Here is a 24424-nt window from a genome sequence, read left to right on the forward strand (position 1 = left end):
GCTGGTGAAGAGATATCCGTAAGTCCGCAGGGCATCAGAACAGCGTAAACGGCACGATAACCATAAATTTGATGTCCTTCTCGTCCTGGAAAATGTTGCCGTAACCGCCGCTGTAACTGGGCAGATCGCTGTGATTGTCGTAGCGGGTGTAGTGCAGTTTAAACAGGGTATCTTTGGCGCGGCCCTGCTGGATTTGATAGATCAGATCGAGGTTCCAGGCGGACTCTTTCAGCCGCTGGCTCTGGTCAACCGTAGGCAGGTTGGCGGGTCTGGCATCCCAGCCCCAGACGTACGATGCACCCACTTTCCATCCCGCCAGCTGCCACGGTGTTAGGTCGAGCATCGCACCGGCAAAGATCGCTTTTTCACCATTGGCGTTCCAGTCGGAACGGGCATCCCACCAGATATCCAGTCGGCCATTGGAGCTGGCATAGCCGGGCGTCATGCGCTGCAGGAAGAAGCCCTGATTGCCCTCTGCTTTGACCCAGCTGCCTTCGAGGCGCAGATCCACCGGGCCAACGTTGTAACCGATCGTGATTGCCTGTAGCCAGGCGAGGCCATCATAGACATCGCGGGGATTAGCGGCACCGCCCTGCACGTTGTCGTGCGCGCCGTAAAACTGATAGCTGGTGGAGAGTGCATTGCCGTAAGGCGTGGCCGACCAGGAGGCTTTGGCAAAATACTGATCCATATAATCCGCCGCCTGGCCAAATGCACCTTCCAGCACCAGTTTATTTTTGAAGTCATATTTCATGCCGAATGAGTGCAGATAGCTGATATGCGTTTTGCCATCAGCCTGTCGGAAATCATATAAATTACGATACCAGGGTGCCTTATATTTATCGCTCCACATCCATGAGAGTGATAATGCTCCGGCTTCCTGGAAATCATATAGCGCACCCACTTCGATGCCGCGATAGGTGCCGGGTAAGAAACTCCAGTGCGGCGCAAGGATGGTCTGGCCGGTGGGCTGAATATATCCGGCGCGTAACCAGTAATCGTTATATTTAAACTTCAATGCGGCTTTATAAACTGATGCGCCGCCGCTGTCGCCATTCCATTTTTCATCCCAGCGGGTACGTGCCTTACTGAAGCCAATTTCGTTGGGAGCGGCGGGGCCGCTGTTGGCGAGTTCGGCAGCGCCAAAAACCGCGAGGTCCAGACCCATCCACTCTCCGGCGTAGCCTGACTGGAAGTCGAGATTACTGTTGAGTGAGGCGTGATGTAAATTAGCCCGATACTGCCCCTGATAGTCACTGGTGGGATCGGTGTCTCTGCGATCCCGCTGACGCTGCCAGTAAAATACATTGCCTTTTAACGATGAGTCATCAATAAAACCGGCCGCATAAGCGGGAGATAAATTTATTGCTGACAGGGCTATTATCACAGTGGCTATTTCTGTTAACGCTAACGCATAATTATTTTTACGCATGGTCATCCCTCCCTGAATGAAATAAAGGTAATTACACAACTTTTAGTTTTAATGGCGATAATCTATTTTTCGCGACGCGAATTATCAATTAGCAGGATGATGATTTGTGAGATGTTGCGCAGAACCCAATGAGAGAAAATAAAGAAGGTGCAATCTGGGAAGAGGAATTAATTTTTTGATGAAGTTGTTAGTAATAAATATGGGCCGTAAAGGGGAGTGAGCGGGTCAAAAAGAAGTGTGACGATCAGCCTGCTCTGACCGGCAGGCTGACCAATAACGCGATTAAACCTGCTTCACCGCCCAGCCTTTTTGCTTGCTGGTTTTGCCAATGCCAGGATTGAAACTATTGGTCGGATCGAGCTGGCGATAGAACGCCGCCAGCTGCGGTTTCGCCTGATAAAGATGGCCGACATTATGCTCCGCGGGATATTCCGCCCCGCGCGCCTGCAGGATCTCCAGCATCTGTGCTTTAAGTGCATGCACATCCACCCCTTTTCTGACGATGTAATCCTGATGGAAGACATGACAGAAGAAGTGACCATAGTAGAGGCGATGGCTTAATGATGCACGGATTGCATCAGGCAGGGTTTCGAACCAGTCCGCATCGTTGCGACGCAGGGCGATGTCCAGCGCCAGAATATCTTCGACCTCATCTGCATGGACTGCGTGGTAGCGCACCGCCGCGCCCGCTGCCGCAAAGCGATGCAGAAACGCGTGCGCACCTTCTTTGCCTTCACACTCGAAGAACTCGCCACCGCCTTCACGGAAGTAGTCGCGCAGATAGTTACGCGCTTCTGCCACGCCGTCGCCCGACATCTTCAGCATCAGATGATGTTCATATTTGTCGCGATACTGCTTCATGCGTTTGGGCAGATGCGCCGGGAACAGTTTGCTCAGGCGCTGCAACAGCCGGTCGCTGAAGTGCGGTTTAACGAAGGAGAGCTTGCTCAGCCAGGCATCAACCCGACCCTTCAGCGTGAAAAACAGCGGCATCTTGTCGGTGCCCAGCTTGTCGATCATCAGGAAGGTGTCTTTGCCGTAAACTTCCGCAATGTCATAAATGTCGCGGTGCATATATTCGCCCGCCACCGGCAGATGGGTGAAATGTGCCAGGATGTGACGGCGGATATCGTTAAGCACGCCGGGTTCGTTGGTGCCGATGTAAAACACCTGCTGCTGCGGTTCACTGGGGAACGTATCGAGTCGCACCGCGAAGACCGCCAGTTTCCCGGCACAGCCGGACGCTTCAAACAGGCGACGCGCATCGGCGTTATAACGGGCGGGCGTATCCGCATCGACTTCACGGACCCGGTCGGCATATTCATGATCGGAGGCGTGACGGCCATCGTGCTGCACATCTTTGGGCTGCCAGCGATCGTCATCCAGCCGTCCCAGAATCTCTTCAGGCGAGGTACCCAGATCGATACCCAGATGGTTCACCAGCTTCAGTCTTCCCTGTGCATCAATCTGCGCATACAGGGCCATCTCACTGTAGGCCGGACCGCGCTTGATCAGCGATCCGCCGGAGTTATTACAGATGCCACCCAGCACCGAAGCCCCAATGCATGAGGAGCCAATCACCGAGTGGGGTTCACGTCCCAGCGGCTTCAGCGCTTTTTCCAGCTGATAGAGTGTGCTGCCGGGGAACGCCAGCACCTGCTGGCCTTCGTCGATAAGCTGAAGCTTATCCAGTCGCAGAGTACTGACAATCACCAGCGGACGGTCGTAATCATTGCCATGCGGCGTTGAACCTTCGGTCAGGCCGGTATTCGCCGCCTGCATCAGGATGATGACATCCGCCTTCACCAGCGTCTGCAATACCCGCCAGAGCTCCAGCAGCGTACCGGGAAACGCCACGGCCAGCGCCTCACCTTCGCCGGAGCGAAAGCCTTTGCGATAGCGAGCAGTCTGTTCAGGTTCTGTCAGCAGATGGGCAGGGCCGACCAGGCGGCGCAGGTCAGAAAGCAGGGCAGAGGTTTGTATCATGAGCAATTCCCTTGTCTTATCAGTGCGTCCTAACTGTAGCACGTCAACTGACCTCAACGCAGTGTGACAGCGGCAGCTACCTGCTATTCTCATCTTGTGGCACACTGCCGCCTGTTTATTCGATATTGCGCAGTTACTTAAGAGAACCCAACCTGATGAAATGGATTTACTCTGTTAGTCTCGCTGTTTCCCTCGCGATGCAACCCGCACTGGCTGAGACAGTGCCAGGTAACCACCCGATGACCGAACAGGCGCGTGATGCCTTCGTTAACCAGCTGCTTAAAAAAATGACGCTGGATGAGAAGATCGGTCAGCTGCGTTTAATTAGTGTCGGACCTGATAATCCGAAAGAAGCCATTCGCGACATGATTCAGAAGAGTCAGGTTGGCGCGATTTTTAACACGGTCACGCGTCAGGATATCCGCGCTATGCAGGATCAGGCGATGCAGCTCAGCCGCCTCAAAATCCCCCTGTTTTTCGCCTTCGACGTGATTCACGGTCAGCGCACTATTTTCCCGATCCCTCTGGCTCTGGCGGCCAGCTGGGATCTGGATGCGGTTAAAGAAGTAGGGCGCGTTTCCGCCTATGAAGCGGCCGACGATGGTCTGAATATGACCTGGGCGCCAATGGTCGATGTCAGCCGTGAACCGCGCTGGGGCCGTGGCTCCGAGGGCTTCGGTGAAGATACGTATCTCACCAGCGAAATGGGTCGCAGCATGGTGCAGGCGATGCAGGGCAAAAGTGCCGCCGATCGCTACAGCGTGATGACCAGCGTGAAACACTTCGCGCTCTATGGCGCCGTTGAGGGTGGGCGCGATTACAACACCGTGGACATGAGCCCGCAGCGCATGTTCCAGGACTATCTGCCACCGTATAAAGCCTCACTGGATGCGGGCAGCGGCGGCGTGATGGTGGCGCTGAACTCGATCAATGGCGTCCCCGCTACGGCGGACAGCTGGCTGCTGAAAAATCTGCTGCGCGATAAGTGGAAATTCAAAGGCATCACCATCAGCGATCACGGTGCCATTAAAGAGCTGATCAAGCATGGCGTTGCCAGCGATCCGCAGGAAGCGGTGCGCATCGCCCTGAAGTCGGGCGTTGATATGAGCATGAGCGACGAATATTACAGCAAGTATCTGCCGGACCTGGTGAAGAGCGGCGATGTCACGATGGCCGAAATTGATGATGCGGCGCGTCATGTGCTTAACGTCAAATATGACATGGGCCTGTTTAACGATCCCTATAGCCATTTAGGTCCGAAAGAAGGCGACCCGCAGGACACCAATGCGGAAAGCCGTCTGCATCGCGCTGAAGCACGCGATGTGGCGCGTAAAAGTATCGTACTGCTGAAAAACCGGCTGGAAACCCTGCCGCTGAAAAAATCGGGCACCATTGCGCTGATTGGTCCGCTGGCAGACAGTCAGCGCGACATTATGGGCAGCTGGTCCGCAGCAGGTGTAGCGAAGCAATCCGTTTCGCTGCTACAGGGCATGCGCAATGCCACGGAAGGCAAAGCGACGCTGCTTTATGAGAAGGGCGCTAACGTCAGCGACAACAAAGGGATTCAGGACTTCCTGAACCTCTATGAGCAGGCGGTTTCCGTGGATACGCGTTCAGCTGAGCAGATGATCGATGACGCGGTTGCCAAAGCGAAGCAGGCCGATGTGGTGGTTGCCGCCGTGGGCGAAGCGCAGGGGATGGCGCACGAAGCCTCCAGCCGCAGCGACCTGGTGATCCCGCCGAGCCAGCAGAAGCTGTTAGCGGCACTGAAAGCCACCGGTAAGCCGCTGGTGATTGTCCTGATGAACGGACGTCCGCTGTCGATAGTGAATGAAGATCGCATGGCTGATGCGGTGCTGGAAACCTGGTTCAGCGGCACCGAAGGTGGTAACGCCATCGCCGATGTGCTGTTCGGTGACTACAACCCGTCGGGCAAACTGCCGGTCTCCTTCCCGCGTTCAGTGGGTCAGATTCCGATCTACTACAACCATCTGCCAACCGGTCGTCCTTACAACTTTGCGAAGCCGAACAAGTACACCTCGCATTACTATGATGCGGTTAACGGCCCGCTCTATCCGTTTGGTTACGGTCTGAGCTACACCAGCTTCACCGTGTCGCCGGTAAAAATGTCCTCACCGACCATGCCGCGCGACGGCAGCGTTGAGGCCAGCGTGACAGTGACCAACAGCGGTAAGCGCGATGGTGCGACGGTAGTGCAGATGTATCTGAACGACCCGGTCGCGTCCATCAGCCGTCCGGTGCAGGAGCTGCGTGGCTTTAAGCGCATCATGCTGAAAGCAGGTGAGTCGCAAACCGTGACCTTTAAAATTGACGTGGATGCGCTGAAGTTCTGGAACCAGCAGATGCAGCACGTTGCAGAGCCCGGCAAATTCAACGTGATGATTGGACTCGATTCCGTTCGTACTGAGAATGCGCAGTTCAGCTATCAATAACCGTCAGCCTTTTCCCTGAACTCAGGGGAAGGTGATGCGGCGCGTCGGGAGCGTCCTGTTACCGCGCGCCGCATCATATCCACTATCAGAGCCGCCATGATTAATCTGCGTGACCGCATTCAGCAGCAGGTCTTCCGCCTTAACGGCCTGTCGATGAATGAATTTGACCTCTCTCAACCGCCTGGCGATCCCGGCCTTTTTGGCCCGGACAGCGTAATCTGGCGCGTCCATGGTGACTTCACCTCCATGATGTGCGGCGGGATCAGTGCGCTGCTGTTGCAGATGCTGCATCCGGCGGCGCTGGCGGGCGTCTGGGATCACTCTAATTTCCGCGAAGATATGATGGGCCGCCTGCGGCGCACCAGTCAGTTTATCGCCGTCACCACCTACGGTAATTCGCAGGATGCACAGACGCTGATTGACCGGGTGAAACGCATTCACCTGAAAGTCAGCGGCGTCGACAGCGCGGGCAAACCTTATTCCGCCAGCGATCCGCATCTGCTCACCTGGGTGCATGTGGCGGAGACCAGCCGTTTTCTGGCGGCTCATCTGCGCTACAAAAATCCGCAGCTTACCCGGGCGGAACAGGATCAGTACTATCAGGAAGCGGCACTGATTGCCGAAGCGCTGGGCGCGGAGAAGGTGCCAAAAAGCGTTGTCGATGTGGCGGATTACCTGCAACAGATGCGTCCGGAGCTGCGCTTTGATGAACGCACCGCCGAGGTGACGCGATTGCTGATGAATGCCCCTGCACCGAGCTGGCAGGCGAAACCGGTGATGAAAATCATGCTGAAATCAGGATTTGGGCTGATGCCCGCGTGGGCGCAGGCGATGTCCGGCCGTGAGACTGGACGTTTTGAGCAGGCGATGATTGACCGGAAGATTAATGCGATTGCGTTAGGGTTGAGGTGGTCAATTCAGCGCGGGGCCTGGAATCGGGCAATGGTGAGGATGGGGAGGCTGGGGTGAGAGGTTCACGGGTAAAAGGGTGGATTGCTTTAGCCCATAAAGGATTACGCAACTGGAGTGGTTGATATCTGCACCTGGATACGTGCTTTGTTAAGGAAAGCTAAATTATGAGGAATGCACAAAAGCCTCTGATCCACACGATACCGGGAACTGCCGTAATGCTATTGATGCCTCTCTCCACGGCGGCTCTTTTACAAAGCGTCCCAATAAAAGTTGGTAAATTCAGACGAGCCGCCGCCTGGCGGTTTGTTTTTGTGCCCTTCTGCGGACATCAGATATAACGCCCGTTTTGTTAGCCACTCAAAGGCAGATGCAGGTCACAATTGACATTGTTCTACCAAAAAGCAATAGTTAATTTTTAGAATCAAGTGGATCTACTATATTCGCACATAAGGAATGGAGTTCTCATGTCATATAGCTGCTATTTACTTCTCAATCGGCGTGAAATGACCAGCCTGAGCTGCCCTGGTATTGGTACATTCCCTGCTTTTTCTGGTCAAAAGAAGGCCGTAATAATCCAGAAAAAACAAACGTACCCGATATAGGCCCAATAGTTCGTGGCCGTTACTTTATTGTAGAACGACCTTCAGGCGGAAGATTGGGGCCGTTTAGAGAACGGTTGTTGAAAGACATATACGGTACGGATCGCTCAACATGGTTTGGACTATTTCGTGACAATGGAAAAATTGATGACTACACATTTGTACAAGGCATCAGGCGGGGTAATTTTCGTCTGCACCCTATTGGGCCATCAGGGCTGAGTGAAGGCTGCATAACACTTCAACATCCTCTTCAGTTCAATTACATGCGCGACATGTTCCTTAAATCTGGCCCAACGCTTAACATCCCAGGCAGCCAGCTCAAAGCCTATGGAACGGTAAAGGTATACTAACGATGCGCTTAATTTTAACTATTTTTCTGTTTTTTTTTGTGCGATTGCTATTTCAAAAGCTATTGCTGTCATAGTGCCGGTAACATTTTTTTATGCCGTCGCAGGTTTTTTCAATATTAATGGCGATGAGGCAATCATCGACTTTGTACTCTCAGCCAACATCATTATTTCTATTATTATGTCTGTTGCGCTTTTATGGGTGCTGAAAGGTTTTTTTAAAAAGCCTTAAACAGGACTCAATTAGTACCATCGATTAGAAAAGCCAGTCTTCTGGCTTTAGTGAACGCTACAATCAACACCATATCCGGTTAACTTTGTGGGGCAGTGCATCGCACTCCTTTTCTGCATCCACCCGTTACTGTAAGAGCATTATCAGACCGTGATGGTATGAGTATGCTGCCGGATGGGCCTCTGCTCCCGCCAATTGCGCCTGCTGTACTCTTCACTGCACTCCAACCCCCACACTTTGAGACTATTACCCTTGTCTCAGCGTGCGGCAGCCAGGATCCTGCTCTATTCTCGGGGAAAATGGATTCCTCCAGGCTTTGTCGAGGCACTATGACGTACAAATCCCTGATTGCCGAAGTCCACAATCAGCAGCGCACCCTGACCGCCATTGTCGAACAGGATGAGCGCACCGCCTATTTTTACATCTGGCCAACCGACCTGTTCCGCAGTCAGTATGCGGTGCGCGGCTGCTGGCTACGCAACCTGCTGCCTGCACCGGCACAGGAAGATCGTGAGGCGATGGAGCAGGGCATCGCGCCGCTGCTCAGCGCCGAGTATTGCCGTAATCTGGAAGCGGAGCCCGCGCTGGACCCGGCGGGTCTGCAGGTCCTGTGGGAGCCTTCTGATGATGGCGCGGCGCTGTGGTATTACGGCCAGCTGCTGGCGGTGATCCCCGGCTGGAGCCTCTATCAGGAGAAGCAGGTGAGCTTCTCTGCGGGCTGCATCAAAAAGAACCGACTGACGGCCCCGCTGGGCTCGGCATCGACCAACGACTACTACGCCCGTGCGGAGCATCAGCGTCAGTTCTGGCGCGAATGGCACGACGGCAGCGAGTGGGACAGGGTCCAGCAGGATCTTATGGCCTGCTATCAGGCGCGTTTTGGCGAGTCAGTGAAATATTACGCAATCGATCAGGGCAGCTGGCCGCCGATGGCGATCTCGCAGCACTGGCATCAGGGCGTCTGGGTTTTCCTGACGCTCGGCATGAGCATCCGGCCCATGCCGCAGGTCGATTACCTGTTTGATGAGCTGGCACCGCAGTATCGCCGTATCGAACTGGGCATGGCGGTCGACGGTGAAATCATGACCGAAGGCAACGCGGTGCAGATGGCGAGTGCACTGGCGGAGTTCGTGCATCTGCCGTGGGCGCGGCTCACCTGGCTGGGCGAGGGCCACACGCTGGCGTCGGAAGTGGCACCGGTCGGCTTTGAAAGCTTCCTGCTGGCGAATGAACTGGCAACCGAACACGCGCAGTTCAAGCTGCCCAAGCGCGATGGCGATCGGCCGACGCTACTCTGGACCACGCCTGTCACCGAAGCGGAGCGTCAGTTCGCGCAGGCCGATGAACATGGCGGCCAGAAGTTACGGGAATTGTTAACAGCGGAGGGCAACGATCATGTCTTCCGTCCGCGCCAGCAGGTGATCAATCCTGAGGAATAGGCCAGCAATAACGCGCCTGTTCACGCGATCCCCGGCAACAGTCGGGGACGTGATAGTCCCGTCTTGAAATTAAATTTTTACAAAAATCAAACATTTCTCAAATATGTGATCCCGCTCATCTCAAGTTCCTGTTTAGTGAGCCGTTAACCCGGATCAGGCAATCGCGCCGCACCAGGTTCAGGGGAACTAAGATGTTTAAAACAACACAATCCCGCTTCACCGCAACAATGATCGCGTTCTTTGTTGCGCTTTTACTCGTTACAGTTTGGGTCATCAATCAGTTTGTCGCGCCACAGCTGGTCGACAGCGAAAGTCGTCTGGTCCGCTATCAGGTCGATTCACTCGCCTCCGGCATCGTTGAACAGATGAACCGCGTGCAGGCACAGCAGCGTGCGATTACCGAAGCCGCCTCTGTCATGGACAGTGCTACTATCGACACCCTGTTACCAACGCTGGTGAACCAGTATCAGGACAGCAACGTGTTTGGTGGCGGTATCTGGCCACTGCCAAACCGTCGCGATCCGGCCAAAGAGAAAGACAGCAGCTTCTTTGCCCGCAATACCAGCAATGAACTGCAGGTCAACACCTACTGGAACTCCGACGCCGCCGATAAATACTGGGAGCAACCCTGGTACAAAGATGGTCTGGCTGCTGCGAAAGGGCAGTGCGCCTGGGCAAAAGCCTATCAGGATGCCGCCAGCCCGCAGCCGCGTACCAACTGCGCCATGGCTATCTACCGCAACGGCTCAGCCTGGGGTGTTGCCACTATCGACGTGACCCTGGGGTTCTTTAACCAGCTGGCGAAGCAGATGGGTGAAACTATTCACGGCAATGTGCTGATCGTCGAAGCCGACGGCAAAGTCGTGGGCAATGGCGCGCTGGTGAATGCCGCGCCGAAGCTGGAGAACCTGGCTGACGTGCAGATGTCGATGGCCGCACCGCTGAAAACGCTGCTGAACGGTGTTGGCAATCAGCCGCTGGAAACCACCTATGACAGCAGCGAAGGCGAGCAGACCCTGTTCGTGCAGGCCATTCCTGGCAGCCCGTGGTATCTCGCCAGCAGCCTGCCAACCAGCCTGCTGAAAGCGCAGTCGCACAACATGCTGACTCGCCTGGGTCTGGTGCAGATCCCACTGGCGGTCATTCTGCTGCTGGTGTCGCTGGGCTTTGTCCGCGCCATGATGAAACGCCTCAACGTGCTGAACAGCAACATCGAAGCGCTGTCGACCGGTGGTGCCGATCTGACGCAGCGGCTGCCAGCCAGCAACAGCCCGGAGTTCAACGCTGTCGCGCAGAGCTTTAACCAGTTCATCAGCTATCTGCAGGGACTGTTGCAGCAGGTGGGCGACAGCGCACTGGCGATTACCGCTGCATCGCGCGAAATTGCCAGCGGCAACGCCAATCTCTCCTCCCGTACCGAAGATCAGGCCAGCTCGATTGTTGAAACGGCCGCGTCGATGGAGCAGCTGACCGGCACCGTGCGTCAGAACGCCGACAACGCCACTCACGCTAACCAGCTGGCGGGCGATGCCTCGCAGGTGGCCGCGCGTGGCACCGAAGTAGTCCGTCAGGTGGTCACCACGATGGGTGAGATTCATCACTCGTCCCGTAAAGTGGTCGACATCATCAGTGTGATCGACAGCATCGCCTTCCAGACCAACATCCTGGCACTCAACGCTGCGGTAGAAGCTGCCCGGGCCGGTGAACAGGGCCGTGGTTTTGCGGTAGTTGCATCGGAAGTACGTAACCTGGCGCAGCGTTCAGCTAACTCGGCGCGTGAGATTAAAAAGCTAATCGAAGAATCCGTGGCAAACATCGATACCGGCAGCGCGCTGGTTGAGCAGGCGGGTCAGACCATGGATGAGCTGATGAAGGGGGTAAGCAGCGTAACGACCCTGATGAGCGAAATCATGTCCGCCAGCCGCGAGCAGAGCCTGGGTATCGAACAGGTTAACGTGGCGATTACTCAGCTGGATGGCACCACACAGCAGAACGCCGTGCTGGTAGAGCAGGTTTCTGCTGCCGCGCAGGCGATGGAGTCGCAGAGCACCCAGCTTGAGCAGGTGGTTCAGAGCTTCCGACTGTAATCCTCTTTCAGGCCAGCCTTGCTGGCCTGATTTTCTCTCTGCTTCATCTGCTTATCTCCGCCTGAGACGCGCAAAAATTCCGCGATGTTCCCCCCAGACTGCTTATTCTGTGCCAGAATAGTTGGGAATAATCTCAAGGAAAAGCCATGTCTGCTATTGAAGTTATCCTCGTTGACCACCTCGATCGTCCCACCGGCAAAATGGAAAAGCTGGAAGTGCATGAAAAAGGATTACTGCACCGCGCGGTGACGGTCTACGTCTTCAATTCCCGGCAGGAGCTGTTACTGCAGCGGCGTGCCAGCGATAAATATCACTGTGGTGGCTTATGGAGTAATACCTGCTGTGGTCATCCTTATCCGCATGAATCGACCCGCGACGCCGCCGAGCGCCGTCTGCGTGAAGAGATGGGGATGATCGTGACGCTGACGCCGGTATTTGAGCTGAGCTATAACCTGAAGCTGAGCAACGGCCTGACCGAGCATGAATATGGTCACGTCTTCTTTGCCGTCTGCGACAGCCTGCCGCAGCTGAATCCGCAGGAAGCTGACGCCTTTGATTATCGTCCGATGGCGCTGATCGAGGAGCAGATGCAGCAGCAGCCACAGCAGTTCACGCCGTGGTTTTTGCATACCTTCCCGCGTATCCCGGACTATCTGGAGCAGTTTCCTTTCCCGGCCGTAACGGCATAAAAAAACCGCACCGAGGTGCGGTTTTCCTGCGCTCTATTTACGCCCTGACCGCTGTTTAACGCGGCAGCTCAAAATCCTCTGCATCCACATCATAGCCTGATGGTTCCCAGCGGATCGCCAGCAGTGCCAACAGTCCGGCCAGCGGGGCCAGGAAGATCACCCAGAACACACCAGTGCCCAGCGCGGCAACCAGCACCGGGAACAGAAACAGCGACACAGTCGAACTGCCGCGCATCAGCGTCTGGTTGAAGCCGACGCCCACGCCGCGCAGCGAAGTCGGGTAGCTCAGCGACGCAAAGGTCATAGTGTGCGAACCCGGCCCGAAGCCCTGACCAAACAGGAACAGCGCCAGCATGCCGATCGCCAGCGCGGCTTCCTGACCGCCTTCCGGACGACCAATCAGCGCCAGACCCAGCAGCGCCACGCACTGACAGCCATAACCCGCCACCGACATCTTCCACGCACCCAGACGCGGCACCAGTCGTACCGCCAGAATCCCGCCGACAAAGGCGAACAGCAGATTCAGCGCCAGCGACACCAGAATGGTGGTGAGCATCGACTGAGCAAAGAAGCTGGAGATAATCACCGGCAGACCAAACGCCACCGCGTTATAGGCAAACGACGAGGCGATAGAGGTGATGGTCGCCAGCAGCGTGCGGCGGCGATAAACGCCCTGCAGCAGCGCGCCATAGTTGCGCCAGCTCGCCTTGCGCACCGGCGTGGCAGCGGTCAGACCGGCGTCGGGAGCCACCTGCGCGTTGATGTTCCAGGCACTGCGTAAAATCGCGGCGGCCCCGTTCAGATCGCCCTGATTAGCTGCCCATACCGGCGATTCACTCATATAACGGCTGCGGATGGCGATGATAACAATCGCCGGAACGGCCCCAAAACCGAGGATCAGCCGCCAGAGCCAGTCGGTGAGGCTTTCAGGCAACACCGCATAAAGCAGCAGCACCAGCAGATAGGAGATACTGATTGCCGCGTACCAGGTCGGACACCACATCGCGACGCTGGCGGCTTTATTCCCCTTGCCACGCAGCTTAGAAAACTCCGCCAGGAATGCCATCGCCACCGGCAGATCGATCCCGACGCCCAGCCCCATCACAAAGCGCGCGCCAGCCAGCACAGACTCATTCGGGGCAAACGCACAGGCGATAGCGGCCACCACGAAAAAGAACATATCGGCCATAAAGACCCGATAACGGCCAATTTTGTCGGTGAGATAGCCGCCAATCAGCGCGCCGATGATCGCGCCGAAGGTGATGGCCGAGGCGACCATGCCGGTGCCGGTCGGAGTGAGACTAAACTCGCGCGTGATGTCTTTAATGCCAAACGCCAGCGCGCCCAGGTCGTAGGCGTCAAGGAACACGCCGCCCAGTGCAATCGCCACCACAATACGGGCATTGTTACGGGCGCTGTCGCCGCTGTTCACTAAACGGGAGACGTCAGCTGCGCTGCGAATCCACTGTGTTTCGCCACCGGGCGAACTCCCTGCTGTTGCCACATGGGCGGAAGAGGTCAGGTCGGACATGATGTTGTACGTCTTTTATTATAAAAACAGATTTTCGAGAATAGCCGTTTAGACGCCCAGACGTAAATTCATTTCGGTTATAGATAATAATTTTTTAATCCCAAATCGTTATCAATTTGCGATAAAGTCAGCTGCATCGCCGCCGCGCCAGGCTACGCTTTTAAGGCAGATTATTTCCGCTGCACGCCTTGTCAGTCTCCTTCTCAGCGGCAGGCGAGCAGCCTCAACGCTAAGGCGTCTCATGCCTTGCGAGTCATCACGCGAAAACATCATGCAAAAACAACAAACTGCGATAAGGAAAAGACCATGGTCAGAATTCGGGGTTGGGTGGGAATCAGCGCGTTGCTGCTCAGTATGGGGATGGCACAGGCGGCGGATCCGGTGCGGGTCGGCTCCAAAATTGATACTGAAGGATCACTGCTGGGCAACGTAATCCTTCAGGTGCTGGAAAAGCACGGCGTAAAAACCGTCAATAAAATCCAGCTCGGCACAACGCAGGTGGTACGCGGTGCCATCACGGCGGGCGAGCTTGATATCTACCCCGAATATACCGGCAACGGCGCGTTTTTCTTCAATGATGAAAAAGACAGCGCCTGGAAGAATGCCGCCGCTGGCTACGAAAAGGTGAAGAAGCTGGATGCGGAGAAAAACCATCTGGTGTGGCTGACACCGGCTCCGGCCAACAACACCTGGACCATTGCCGTGCGTAAAGACCTGGCGGAGAAAAACCAGCTCACCTCGCTGGCCGATCTCAGCGCCTTTCTGAAAAAGGGCGGCACCTTCAAACTGGCCGCCTCAGCCGAATTTATCGAACGCAGCGATGCTTTACCGGCCTTTGAAAAAGCCTACGGCTTTGACCTCAAGCAGGATCAGCTGCTGTCGCTGGCGGGCGGCGATACTGCTGTGACCATCAGCGCGGCGGCGCAGCAGACCTCTGGCGTTAACGCGGCGATGGCCTACGGCACCGACGGTCCGGTGGCGGCACTGGGTCTGCAGACGCTCAGCGATCCCAAAGGTGTTCAGCCGATTTACGCGCCGACGCCGGTGATCCGCGAATCAGTACTTAAAGCCTATCCGCAGATTGCCGACTGGCTGAAGCCAGTGTTCAGCGCGCTTGATGAGAAAACGCTGCAACAGCTCAATGCCAAAATTGCGGTCGACGGCCAGGACGCCAGCAGCGTAGCGACCGAGTGGCTGCAGCAGAAAAAGCTGCTGTAACCGATGCAGATATCGCGGGACGCGATACGCCGTCCGGCTCAGCAGCCGGTGGCTTTGCTGCTGCTGACGCTGCTGAGCCTGGCGCTGGTGACCTTGCCGTTCCTTAACTTCGCCCCGAATCGTCTGGTGGCGGGTGAACCCCTGATGGGCTGGCAGATAAACCGCTTCGGGCTGTTGCTGCTGCCGCTGGTGACGCTGTGGCTGCTGCTGTGGCGTCAGCCCGGGCGCGTCACGCTGATGGTGGCGCTGCTGGCGGCTGAACTGATGCTGGCGGCGATCATCTGGCTCAGCGGTCATCAGGCGACGTTGCTGAGTCAGCAGGGCAGCCGTCTGGCGCGCACCAGCTTTGCCAGCGGCCTGTGGTGCAGCGGTGCGCTGATCCTGCTGCTGATCACCGATCAGGTGCGGCAGCTGACCCCGCATCGGTTGGCACAGCTGCTGCTTAATCTGCAGGTCTGGCTCCTGCCGCTGTTGCTGCTGTTCAGTGGCCAGCTCGCCGATCTCTCCCTGCTGAAAGAGTATGCCAACCGTCATGCGGTGTTTGATGCGGCGCTGAGCCGTCATCTTACGCTACTGGCCGGTACGGTCTTGCCTGCGTTAATGATTGCGCTGCCGCTGGGCGTCATGCTGTTCCGGCGACCCGGCTGGCAGGGAAGCGTCTTCGGTGTACTGAATGTGATTCAGACGGTGCCGTCAGTGGCGCTGTTTGGTCTGCTGATTGCGCCGCTGGCCGGTCTGGCTCAGCATTTTCCGTGGCTCGGTGACTGGGGTATCAGCGGCATTGGTATGGCCCCGGCGCTGATCGCCCTGGTGCTTTATGCACTGTTGCCGCTGGTGCGCAGCGTGGTCGTAGGTTTACAACAGGTGCCGCAGGAGGTGCGCGAAAGCGCGCGCGGTACGGGCATGAGCGGCTGGCAGCAGTTTATCGCGGTGGATGTGCCGCTGGCGCTGCCGGTCTGGCTGGCGGGCCTGCGTGTCGTCGTCGTGCAGACGCTGGGCATGGCGGTAGTGGCGGCGCTGATTGGCGCGGGTGGCTTTGGGGCGATTATTTTCCAGGGGCTGTTAAGCAGTGCGCTGGATTTGGTGTTGCTGGGCGTTATCCCGGTGATTGCGCTGGCGGTCGTCATTGATGCGCTGTTCCGCCTGCTGATCTCACTGCTGGAGAGAAAAGATGATTGAGTTTGATGGCGTTTCCCGCGCCTTTAACGGTAAAGCGGCGGTAAAAAATCTGTCGCTGCAGGTAGCAAAAGGGGAATTCTGCGTACTGCTCGGTACCTCCGGCTCCGGCAAATCGACCACGCTGAAAATGATCAACCGGCTGGTGGAGTTTGATAGCGGTGAGATCCGCTTTGCCGGTGAGTCGATTCGCCAGCTCGATGCCCGTATATTACGCCGACGCATGGGCTATGCCATTCAGTCGATTGGCCTGTTTCCGCACTGGACGGTGCGGAAGAATATCGCCACGGTGCCGGTCCTGCTGGGCTGGTCCAGAGCGCAGATCGATGAGCGCATCGCGGCGCTGCTGGCGCTGCTGAACCTTGACGCGCAGCTACTGAATCGCTATCCACATCAGCTCTCCGGCGGGCAGCAGCAACGGGTGGGCGTGGCGCGGGCACTGGCGGCTGACCCGGAAGTGTTGCTGATGGATGAGCCGTTCGGCGCACTCGATCCGGTGACGCGCGGCGTGCTGCAGCAGGAGATGCTGCGTATTCATCGGCTGTCGGGCCGCACCATCGTGCTGGTGACGCATGACATCGACGAAGCGCTGACGCTGGCAGATCGCATCGTGCTGATGGATAACGGTGAAATTGTCCAGCAGGGCAGGCCGGCAGAGCTGCTGACCCAGCCAAAAAATGACTTTGTGCGCGACTTCTTTGGCCGCAGCGAGATGGGCGTCCGGCTGCTGTCGCTGGAACAGGTCGGAAATGCGGTACGGCGTGGAGAATGGTTTGCAGGCGAACCGATTGCTGCCGCACTGACGCTGCGGGATGCGCTATCGCAGTTTATCGCCCGGCGCACTGATAAACTGCCGGTCGTTGACGATCGGCAGCAGCCGCTGGGCGTGCTCCACTTTGGCGACCTGCTGCAATTGCGCGAGGGCTTAACATGCGCAGGCTAAGGGATCCGCTGCTGTGGCTGGTGCTGTTCTATGGCGCGCTGCTGACCCTGATGCCTTACAGCGGGCCGCTGTTTCACCGCTGGTTTCCCGAACTGGCACGGCCACTCTATCAGCAGGAGAGCTTCTGGCAGCTGACGCTGGCGCATCTGTTTCTGGTGGTCACCGCCAGCCTGCTGGCCATTGTTATCGGCATTGGCAGCGGTGTGCTGGTGACCCGGCGAGCGGGGCGCGCTTTCCGGCCGCTGATGGAAACTATCGTGGCGGCGGGGCAGACTATTCCGCCGGTGGCGGTATTGGCGATTGCGGTGCCGGTAATGGGCTTTGGCGCGTGGCCGGCGGTGGTGGCGCTGCTGCTGTACGGATTACTGCCGATTTTACAGGGTACGCTGGCGGGCATTGATAGCGTACCCGCCAGCAGCCGGGAGATTGCCATCGGGGTCGGCATGAGTAGCTGGCAGCGGTTGTGGCAGATTGAACTGGCGCTGGCTGCACCGGTGATCATCGCCGGGATACGCACGTCGGTAATCATTAACATCGGCACCGCGGCTATCGCTTCGACGGTGGGCGCGAAAAGTCTGGGGTCGCCGGTGATTATCGGCCTGAGCGGGTTTAATACAGCTTATGTAATTCAGGGAGCACTACTGGTGGCGCTGCTGGCAATAGTGAGCGATCGCCTGTTTGAACGCCTGCAGCGCTGGCTTAGCGTGAGTGAACAATAAGAGAGTATCCCACCAGCATCAGACCGCTGGTGCCGCCGAGAGCCATAATGAAAAACAGCGTGGCGAAAAAGGCTTTTTTGACATTCATGGATGAAACCTGAGCTTGTTAACAGTGAGGCGGGGATAATAGCGCGCGCAAGGCAGGAGGCAAAGTGCCCGGCGTGCGTTTTTATTATCAGGCCGGTTCGTGTAACCGCACGCCATAGCCCTGTTCCTGCCAGTGTGACAGCTGCTCCTGCTGACGACGGGTCAGTTTTTTACCGGTAAAGACAAACATATTCATGCCGGGAAAGAGTTCAGGGCGGGGAACATCCAGCGGTTCTGCCAGTACATCAATCCGCCAGCCATGCTGTGACAGACGCCAGCCTTCCAGCCAGATACGTGTCCGATCGTCGATGCCCCAGCCAATAATCAGCGCATCTTTACCCGATTTTTTGCGACTGGCGGTCAGGCAGAATGCAACATAGTCGATCAGCAGACCATCAAGCAGACTGCACATGGTGCGGGCCGTGTTCTGATCCAGACTCAGCTTCTGGCGCACCGGCATGAAAACGTGATCAATCAGCGCATCAATAGGATGTTCGCGACCAATCGCGGCAATTTTATTACGAAGTTTAGCAGGTCTGACGTGGCGCAGTACGCTAATCAGCTCATCCTGCAGTGTGGTCCAGCCATCGTGTGCATCAACATCGCCACCTTCCAGCAGTGCCTTCACTTTACCGACCGGCACGCCACTTTCAATCCAGCGCATAATCTCTTCGATGCGCTGCACATCCTCTTCGTCAAACTGACGATGTCCGCCTTCGGTACGTTGCGGCTTCAGTAAGCCATAACGACGCTGCCAGGCGCGTAGGGTGACTGGGTTTATGCCACAGCGCTCGGCGACGTCACCGATACTGTATAAGGTCATAAATTCCTCTTTCGATTGGTCTGAGTGCGATTACCATAACGAAGCAAACTAAGTTGTACAATACATTTCTCAATGTACAACTTGACTGATACGGCTTTTCCAGGCTATATCTCAATAAAGAGAATTATTCCCAAAAATGAGAAAAACCCATGACGGAGCTGAATACGGAGCAACGACTGGCGGTGCGGCTGGCGGAATTACGCCTGCAACGCGGCTGGTCTCTTGATGAATTGTCTGTCGCTACCGGCATCAGCCGCGCGACATTATCGCGCATTGAGCGAAGCGAGACCAGTCCCACGGCTGCATTGCTTAATCGTCTGTGTGTCGCCTACGGCTTAACGATGTCGCGTCTGCTCAGTGAAGTGGAAGAAGAGTCCAGGCTGCTGGTCAGAAATGAGCAACAGCCGGTGTGGCAGGATGACGCCAGCGGCTTTGTCCGCCGGAATATTTCACCACCTGCCGTTCATTTTAGATGCGAACTCGTAGAGGGCAAGTTACGGCCTGGTGCGCGTATCGATTATGATGCGCCACCCATTCAGGGGCTGGAGCAGCATATCTGGCTGCGCGAGGGTGGTCTCACCGTCACGATGGGGTCTCAGGCGTGGACGCTACAGCCCGGCGACTGCCTGCGGTTTCATCTGATCGGAAAATCGGCTTTTGAGGCGCACCTGACTGACGGCGCGCGTTACTTACTGGTGGTGGCGAAACCATGACGGATTACGCAACGCTCAGCGCGACCCAGGCGCAACAGCTGCTGGGCGAACTGACCGACGTTTTGCAGGGCTGCGTGGCAGACGGTGCCAGCGTCGGCTTTATTGATCCCGAAGATAGTGAGGTGATGGTGCGATTCTGGCAGCAGCGGATCGCCAGCATCACCAGTGGCGACAGCGAACTTATCGTCGCGCGTCAGCACGGTCGCATCGTGGCCACGGTCATCCTCAGCCGTAGCGGCATGCCTAATGGCCGCCACCGCGCAGAGATCAGTAAACTGCTGGTGCATCCGCAGGCGCGCCGTCAGGGTATCGCCCGTGAACTGATGCAGCGTGCGGAGCGGCGAGCACGCGCGCAGGGCAAAACCCTGCTGGTGCTGGATACACGCAGCGGCGATGTCGCGAGCGACCTCTATCGCTCGCTGGGCTGGCAGGTAGCGGGGTCGATTCCCTGTTATGCCGAATCCATCGCAGGCGTGCTGGATGCCACCACCTATATGTACAAAGTTCTGGCGTAAAACACCGCCGTCGGACAATCGCTGAAATTTACGACACGGCACGAAAAATTCGGCGCGAAAGCTGACGTCGCCAGGATACTGTGTAAAAATACAGGCCATTTTTTCGGTGTGGTAACGCAAATCATGGCCCTGACAGTCGCAGTAAAAAGCCAGATAGCGCAGTGGTATAAAGCGCTTCAGCAGCAGGTGCCTGATTTTATTCCGCGTGCGCCGCAGCGCCAGATGATCGCCGAAGTAGCGAAATGCCTGGCGGGTGACGACGCGCGTCATCTGGCGGTCGAAGCGCCGACCGGCGTGGGAAAAACCCTCTCTTATCTGATTCCGGGCATCGCAGCCAGCCGCGCTCAGGAAAAGCAGCTGGTGATCAGCACCGCCAACGTGGCGCTGCAGGATCAAATCTTCACCAAAGATCTGCCGCTGCTGAAGAAAATCATCCCCGATCTCACTTTTACCGCCGCCTTTGGTCGCGGGCGCTATGTCTGTCCGCGCAATCTGGCGGCGATGGCGGCCGATGACGATCAGCAGGGCGATCTGCTGCTTTATCTGGACGATGACGCCGTCAGCAGCACCAAAGAAGAACAGACGCAGTGTGGCCGCTTACAGAAATCGCTGGATCGCTACCAGTGGGATGGTCTGCGCGATCACAGCGAGGAGAACGTCAGCGACAGCCTGTGGCAGCGACTCTCTACTGATAAAGCGAGTTGTCTGGGTTCGCACTGCCACTGGTATCGTGAATGTCCGTTCTTTGTGGCGCGGCGCGAAATCGAGCAGGTGGATGTGGTGGTGGCGAACCATGCGCTGGTGATGGCGGCGATGGAGAATGAGTCGGTGCTGCCACCCGCTAAAAACCTGATGCTGGTACTGGATGAAGGACATCATCTGCCGGAAGTGGCCCGCGATGCGCTGGAGATGAGCGCCGACATCACGCCGGGCTGGAGCAGCCTGCAGCTCGACCTGTTTATCAAGCTGGTCGAGAGCATCATGACGCAGACGCGGCCAAAATCGCCGCCGCCGCTGGCGAATCCGGAACGGCTGAAGGCGCACTGCGATGAGCTGCGCGAACTGCTGACTATTACCGCGCAGGCGCTGAATCCGTTGCTGCCGCCCAATAATCAGCCGGGCGAATTTCGCTTTGTGCTGGGCGCGCTGCCGCAGGAGCTGCTGGATCTCTGCGCCCGGCTGTTTAAACTTAGCGATGCCCTGCGGGGACTGAGCGAAGGCCTGATTAATGCGCTCAGTGAGCAGACCGGCAAGGTCGATATGGTGCGGCTGCATCGCAACCTGCTGCAGCTCAACCGGCAGTTTGGCTGGTTCGAATCGGTAAGCAAGCTCTGGCGGCTGGCGGCGATGGAAAAAGCCTCTGGCGCGCCGGTATCGAAGTGGATTACCCGCGAGCTGCGCGAAGGTCAGGCGCATCTGCTGTTTCACTGCGCCGGCATCCGCGTCAGCGACCAGCTGGAGAAGATGCTGTGGCGTAAAATTCCGCATGTCGTAGTCACCTCCGCCACGCTGCGATCGCTCAACAGCTTCAATCGCCTGCAGGAGATGTCGGGGCTTAGCGAAAAAGCGGGCGACCGCTTTGTGGCGCTCGACTCACCGTTTAACCATGTGGAGCAGGGCAAGCTGGTGATCCCGCAGATGCGCCTTGAGCCGCTGATGACGCACGAAGCGGAGCACATCGCCGAGATGGCCGGTTTCTTCCGTCAGCAGATGGCGGAGAAGAAGCATAAGGGCGTACTGGTGCTGTTTGCCAGCAACCGGGCGATGCAGCAGTTTGTCGCCTGTCTGCCCGATCTGCGGCTCTCAATGCTGGTGCAGGGCGATCAGCCGCGCAGCCGCCTGGTGGATCTGCACCGTCAGCGCGTTACCCAAGGTAACACCAGCATTCTGATTGGCCTGCAGTCCTTTGCTGAGGGGCTGGATCTCAAAGGCGATTTGCTGAGTCAGGTGCATATTCACAAAATCGCTTTTCCCCCGGTGGACAGTCCGGTAATTTTGACCGAAGGCGAATGGCTGAAAAGCCTGAAGCGCTATCCGTTTGAGGTGCAGAGTTTACCCAGCGCCTCATTTACCCTGATTCAACAGGTCGGACGCCTGATTCGTAGCCATCAGTGTTATGGCGAAATCGTGATTTACGACCGCCGTCTGCTGAGCAAAGCCTACGGCAGCCGGTTGTTAGCCGCACTGCCGATCTTCCCGATTGAGCAGCCGGAAACGCCAGAGCCGGCAGCGATACCGGCCACCGTGGTGCCAAAGCACACCGTGCGTAAACGCCGTCCCACGCGGCGCTGAGCCGCGCACTTAACCGGAAGCGAGTGATGGAACTGAATAAAATCATTAAAGAGGTGGGGCGCGGTAAAAATCATGCCCGCAATATCGACTTTGATACTGCCGTGGCGCTCTATGGCGCGATGCTGGCGGGCGAAGTGCCGGATCTGGAGTTGGGCGCTATTCTGATTGCGCTGCGTATTAAAGGCGAAGGTGAAGCCGAAATGCGCGGCTTTTATCAGGCGATGCAGGCGCAGATGATGCAGCTGCGTGCGCCGGAAAACCGCCCGATGCCGGTGGTGATCCCCAGCTACAACGGCGCACGCCGGCAGGGAAATCTTACACCGTTGCTGGCGTTGCTGCTGGTGAAACTTGGCTTCCCGGTGCTGGTACACGGCGTCAGCGACGACGCGACACGCATCACCAGCGAAGCGGTGTTTGCCGCGCTGGGTATCGCCCCCGTCACCACCGCAGAGGCGGCGCAGGCAAAACTCAATCAGGGCCTGGCATTTATCACCATCGATCATCTCTGCCCGCCAATGGCGAAACAGCTATCGCTGCGCTGGCGGATGGGCGTGCGTAACAGCGCCCACACGCTGGCAAAACTGGCCACGCCGTTTGCGGAGCGGGCGGCGCTGCGGCTGTCGAGCGTCTCGCATCCTGAATATGTACCGCGTGTGGCGAAATTCTTCAGCGACATTGATGCGCCTGCAATACTGCTCAATGGCACCGAGGGGGAAGTCTATGCCAATCCCCAGCGCTGCCCGGCGATCAGTATGATTCAGGGTGCAGGCGCGGAAGCGGAAGTGTGGGTGGAGCGTCAGCCAGAAGTGGCCGTTGAACTGCCGGCAGACAAGACGGCAGAGGTGACGGCGCGCTGGACCGAAGAGGTGCTGAATCAGCAGCGCCCGGTGCCTGCGTCACTGCGACTGCAGCTCGCCTGCTGCCTGCGCGCCAGCGGCCAGTGCGACTCGCTGGCAGCGGCAGAGCAGCAGATCTTCGCCGCCGGGTACTGACTCAGGCTACCGGCAGCGCCTGTTCAACCAGGTTCTGCCAGAAACGGATGCCAATCGGCAGCAGCGCGTCGTTGAAGTCATAGCGGGCGTTGTGCAGCGGCGCGGAAGGCGCTTCGCCGTCTGCGCCCAGCCAGAAGTAAGCGCCGGGACAGGCTTCCATCATGCAGGCAAAATCTTCTGACGCCATCGATGGATTAACCTGCCAGTGAACCTGTTCAGCACCCAGTGTTGAGAGCGCCACCTCGCGCACCTGCTCAGCCGGGGCCACATGGTTGGCGGTGACCGGATAGCCCGGCAGCCACTCAATCTCACCGCTCACGCCAAACGGACGCGGCAGGGTTGCGACAAACTCATCAATCAGCCCGCGCACTTTTTCGCGCACGCTGGTCTGCAGGCAGCGCACCGTGCCGCGTAAAACAATCTGCTCCGGGATGACGTTAATCGCTTCACCACCGTGAATCTGCGTCACGCTGACCACGGCTGACGCCAGCGGCGAGAGCCGGCGGGACGGAATGGTCTGCAGCGCCAGAATCAGCTCGGCCGCCACCACCATCGGGTCGGCACCGCTTTCCGGCATCGCCGCGTGGCAGCTTTTGCCGTGCAGCGTAATTTCAAACGAATCCAGCGACGCCATCATCGCGCCAGGGTTGACCGCCAGTGAGCCGAGCGGCAGTCCCGGCCAGTTGTGCATGGCGTAGATCACATCCATCGGAAAACGCTGGAACAGCCCCTCTTCCACCATTTTGCGTGCCCCGCCCAGATTCTCTTCGGCAGGCTGAAAGATGAAATGCACCGTGCCGCTGAACTGACGTGTGGCGGCCAGCTGGCGGGCGGCAGCCAGCAGAATAGCGCTGTGGCCGTCGTGTCCACAGGCATGCATCACGCCTGGCGTCGCAGAACGCCACTCGGCATCACCTTTTTCCGTAATCGGCAGCGCATCCATATCTGCACGCAGCCCGATAACCGGGCCGGGACCATTTTCCAGTGTGCCGATGACGCCGGTGCCCGCCAGGCCACGGAACACCTGCAATCCCGCCCGCGCTAACTCTTCCGCAATAAACTGGCTGGTTTGCTGTTCCTGGTAACCTAATTCGGGGTGGCGATGAAACTCACGACGCCAGCGCAGGGCATCTTCAAGCAGGGCAGGGGAAAGGGTCATGCAGAGTCGCGCTCCATACAGAATGAGAAGATTTCACTTTAGTGGTCGGGTGATGCGGCGTCTATCGCCGTCAGGACTAA

Annotated in this window: 20 protein-coding genes; 14 read left to right on the plus strand and 6 right to left on the minus strand. The window is 57.4% G+C overall.

Annotated elements, in window-relative coordinates; genetic code table 11:
* Positions 1–34 precede the first annotated feature (34 nt).
* The gene (locus FA92_RS04535; RefSeq protein WP_033784533.1) at positions 35–1432 is read right to left on the minus strand and encodes an OprD family outer membrane porin; all 1398 of its coding nucleotides are present in this window, start codon (positions 1430–1432) and stop codon (positions 35–37) included.
* A 282-nt stretch (positions 1433–1714) separates the two neighbouring features.
* The gene (gene dld, locus FA92_RS04540; protein WP_033782392.1) at positions 1715–3418 is read right to left on the minus strand and encodes a D-lactate dehydrogenase; all 1704 of its coding nucleotides are present in this window, start codon (positions 3416–3418) and stop codon (positions 1715–1717) included.
* Positions 3419–3573: 155 nt separating this feature from the next.
* Here dld and bglX point away from each other — a divergent pair, with 155 nt between their 5' ends.
* The 6 genes from bglX (at position 3574) to idi (ending at position 12176) form a co-directional block, all read left to right on the plus strand.
* Complete coding sequence (gene bglX, locus FA92_RS04545) at positions 3574–5871, plus strand: beta-glucosidase BglX (RefSeq protein WP_033782393.1); 2298 nt, start codon at positions 3574–3576, stop codon at positions 5869–5871.
* A gap of 96 nt (positions 5872–5967) precedes the next feature.
* Entirely contained in the window at positions 5968–6840 is an 873-nt protein-coding gene (locus FA92_RS04550) for an oxygenase MpaB family protein (RefSeq protein ID WP_033782394.1), read from the plus strand.
* Between the two features lie 550 nt (positions 6841–7390).
* Positions 7391–7732: a DUF2778 domain-containing protein gene (locus FA92_RS22475; RefSeq protein ID WP_343251856.1), complete on the plus strand. Its 342-nt coding sequence runs from the start codon at positions 7391–7393 to the stop codon at positions 7730–7732.
* A 558-nt stretch (positions 7733–8290) separates the two neighbouring features.
* Complete coding sequence (locus tag FA92_RS04560) at positions 8291–9400, plus strand: suppressor of fused domain protein (RefSeq protein WP_033782395.1); 1110 nt, start codon at positions 8291–8293, stop codon at positions 9398–9400.
* 191 nt (positions 9401–9591) lie between these two features.
* Positions 9592–11487, plus strand: a complete 1896-nt coding sequence (locus FA92_RS04565; protein ID WP_033782397.1) for a methyl-accepting chemotaxis protein — start codon at positions 9592–9594, stop codon at positions 11485–11487.
* Between the two features lie 146 nt (positions 11488–11633).
* Positions 11634–12176, plus strand: coding sequence for an isopentenyl-diphosphate Delta-isomerase (gene idi, locus FA92_RS04570; RefSeq protein WP_033782399.1), 543 nt, complete (start codon positions 11634–11636; stop codon positions 12174–12176).
* A 55-nt stretch (positions 12177–12231) separates the two neighbouring features.
* Here idi and FA92_RS04575 read toward each other — a convergent pair whose 3' ends face one another.
* A complete protein-coding gene (locus FA92_RS04575; RefSeq protein ID WP_033782401.1) occupies positions 12232–13707 on the minus strand; it encodes an MFS transporter in 1476 nt (491 codons plus the stop codon).
* A gap of 306 nt (positions 13708–14013) precedes the next feature.
* On the opposite strand from FA92_RS04575, the gene FA92_RS04580 reads away from it, so the two are divergent.
* The 4 genes from FA92_RS04580 to FA92_RS04595 are packed head-to-tail and all read left to right on the plus strand — an operon-like array spanning position 14014 to position 17763.
* Positions 14014–14925, plus strand: coding sequence for an ABC transporter substrate-binding protein (locus tag FA92_RS04580; protein ID WP_033782403.1), 912 nt, complete (start codon positions 14014–14016; stop codon positions 14923–14925).
* A 3-nt stretch (positions 14926–14928) separates the two neighbouring features.
* Positions 14929–16104 carry an ABC transporter permease gene (locus FA92_RS04585; RefSeq protein ID WP_033782405.1) on the plus strand — a complete coding sequence of 392 codons (1176 nt, stop codon included), beginning with the start codon at positions 14929–14931 and terminating at the stop codon, positions 16102–16104.
* Complete coding sequence (locus FA92_RS04590; protein ID WP_033782408.1) at positions 16097–17044, plus strand: ABC transporter ATP-binding protein; 948 nt, start codon at positions 16097–16099, stop codon at positions 17042–17044. The genes FA92_RS04585 and FA92_RS04590 overlap by 8 nt, the downstream gene beginning before the upstream one ends.
* The gene (locus FA92_RS04595) at positions 17032–17763 is read left to right on the plus strand and encodes an ABC transporter permease (RefSeq protein ID WP_033782410.1); all 732 of its coding nucleotides are present in this window, start codon (positions 17032–17034) and stop codon (positions 17761–17763) included. The genes FA92_RS04590 and FA92_RS04595 overlap by 13 nt, the downstream gene beginning before the upstream one ends.
* Here the strand turns inward: FA92_RS04595 and FA92_RS23550 are convergent.
* Together FA92_RS23550 and FA92_RS04600 are read right to left on the minus strand one after the other, a co-directional pair.
* On the minus strand, positions 17744–17851 hold the full coding sequence (locus tag FA92_RS23550) for a hypothetical protein (protein WP_013357227.1): 108 nt from the start codon (positions 17849–17851) through the stop codon (positions 17744–17746). The genes FA92_RS04595 and FA92_RS23550 overlap by 20 nt on opposite strands.
* 87 nt (positions 17852–17938) lie before the next feature.
* The gene (locus FA92_RS04600; RefSeq protein WP_013357228.1) at positions 17939–18673 is read right to left on the minus strand and encodes a MerR family transcriptional regulator; all 735 of its coding nucleotides are present in this window, start codon (positions 18671–18673) and stop codon (positions 17939–17941) included.
* 149 nt (positions 18674–18822) lie between these two features.
* On the opposite strand from FA92_RS04600, the gene FA92_RS04605 reads away from it, so the two are divergent.
* The 4 genes from FA92_RS04605 (at position 18823) to ybiB (ending at position 23185) form a co-directional block, all read left to right on the plus strand.
* Entirely contained in the window at positions 18823–19386 is a 564-nt protein-coding gene (locus FA92_RS04605) for an XRE family transcriptional regulator (protein ID WP_013357229.1), read from the plus strand.
* A complete protein-coding gene (locus FA92_RS04610) occupies positions 19383–19901 on the plus strand; it encodes a GNAT family N-acetyltransferase (protein ID WP_013357230.1) in 519 nt (172 codons plus the stop codon). The genes FA92_RS04605 and FA92_RS04610 overlap by 4 nt, the downstream gene beginning before the upstream one ends.
* Positions 19902–20024: 123 nt before the next feature.
* Positions 20025–22193, plus strand: a complete 2169-nt coding sequence (gene dinG, locus FA92_RS04615; RefSeq protein ID WP_033782412.1) for an ATP-dependent DNA helicase DinG — start codon at positions 20025–20027, stop codon at positions 22191–22193.
* Between the two features lie 26 nt (positions 22194–22219).
* The gene (gene ybiB / locus FA92_RS04620; RefSeq protein WP_033782413.1) at positions 22220–23185 is read left to right on the plus strand and encodes a DNA-binding protein YbiB; all 966 of its coding nucleotides are present in this window, start codon (positions 22220–22222) and stop codon (positions 23183–23185) included.
* Position 23186: 1 nt separating this feature from the next.
* On the opposite strand, the gene FA92_RS04625 is transcribed toward ybiB, so the two are convergent.
* Complete coding sequence (locus tag FA92_RS04625) at positions 23187–24344, minus strand: M20 aminoacylase family protein (RefSeq protein ID WP_033782415.1); 1158 nt, start codon at positions 24342–24344, stop codon at positions 23187–23189.
* Positions 24345–24424: the final 80 nt, after the last annotated feature.

It is taken from the genome of Pantoea sp. 9140, assembly GCF_000745295.1.
In the GTDB taxonomy this organism is placed as follows: Bacteria; Pseudomonadota; Gammaproteobacteria; order Enterobacterales; family Enterobacteriaceae; genus Pantoea; species Pantoea vagans.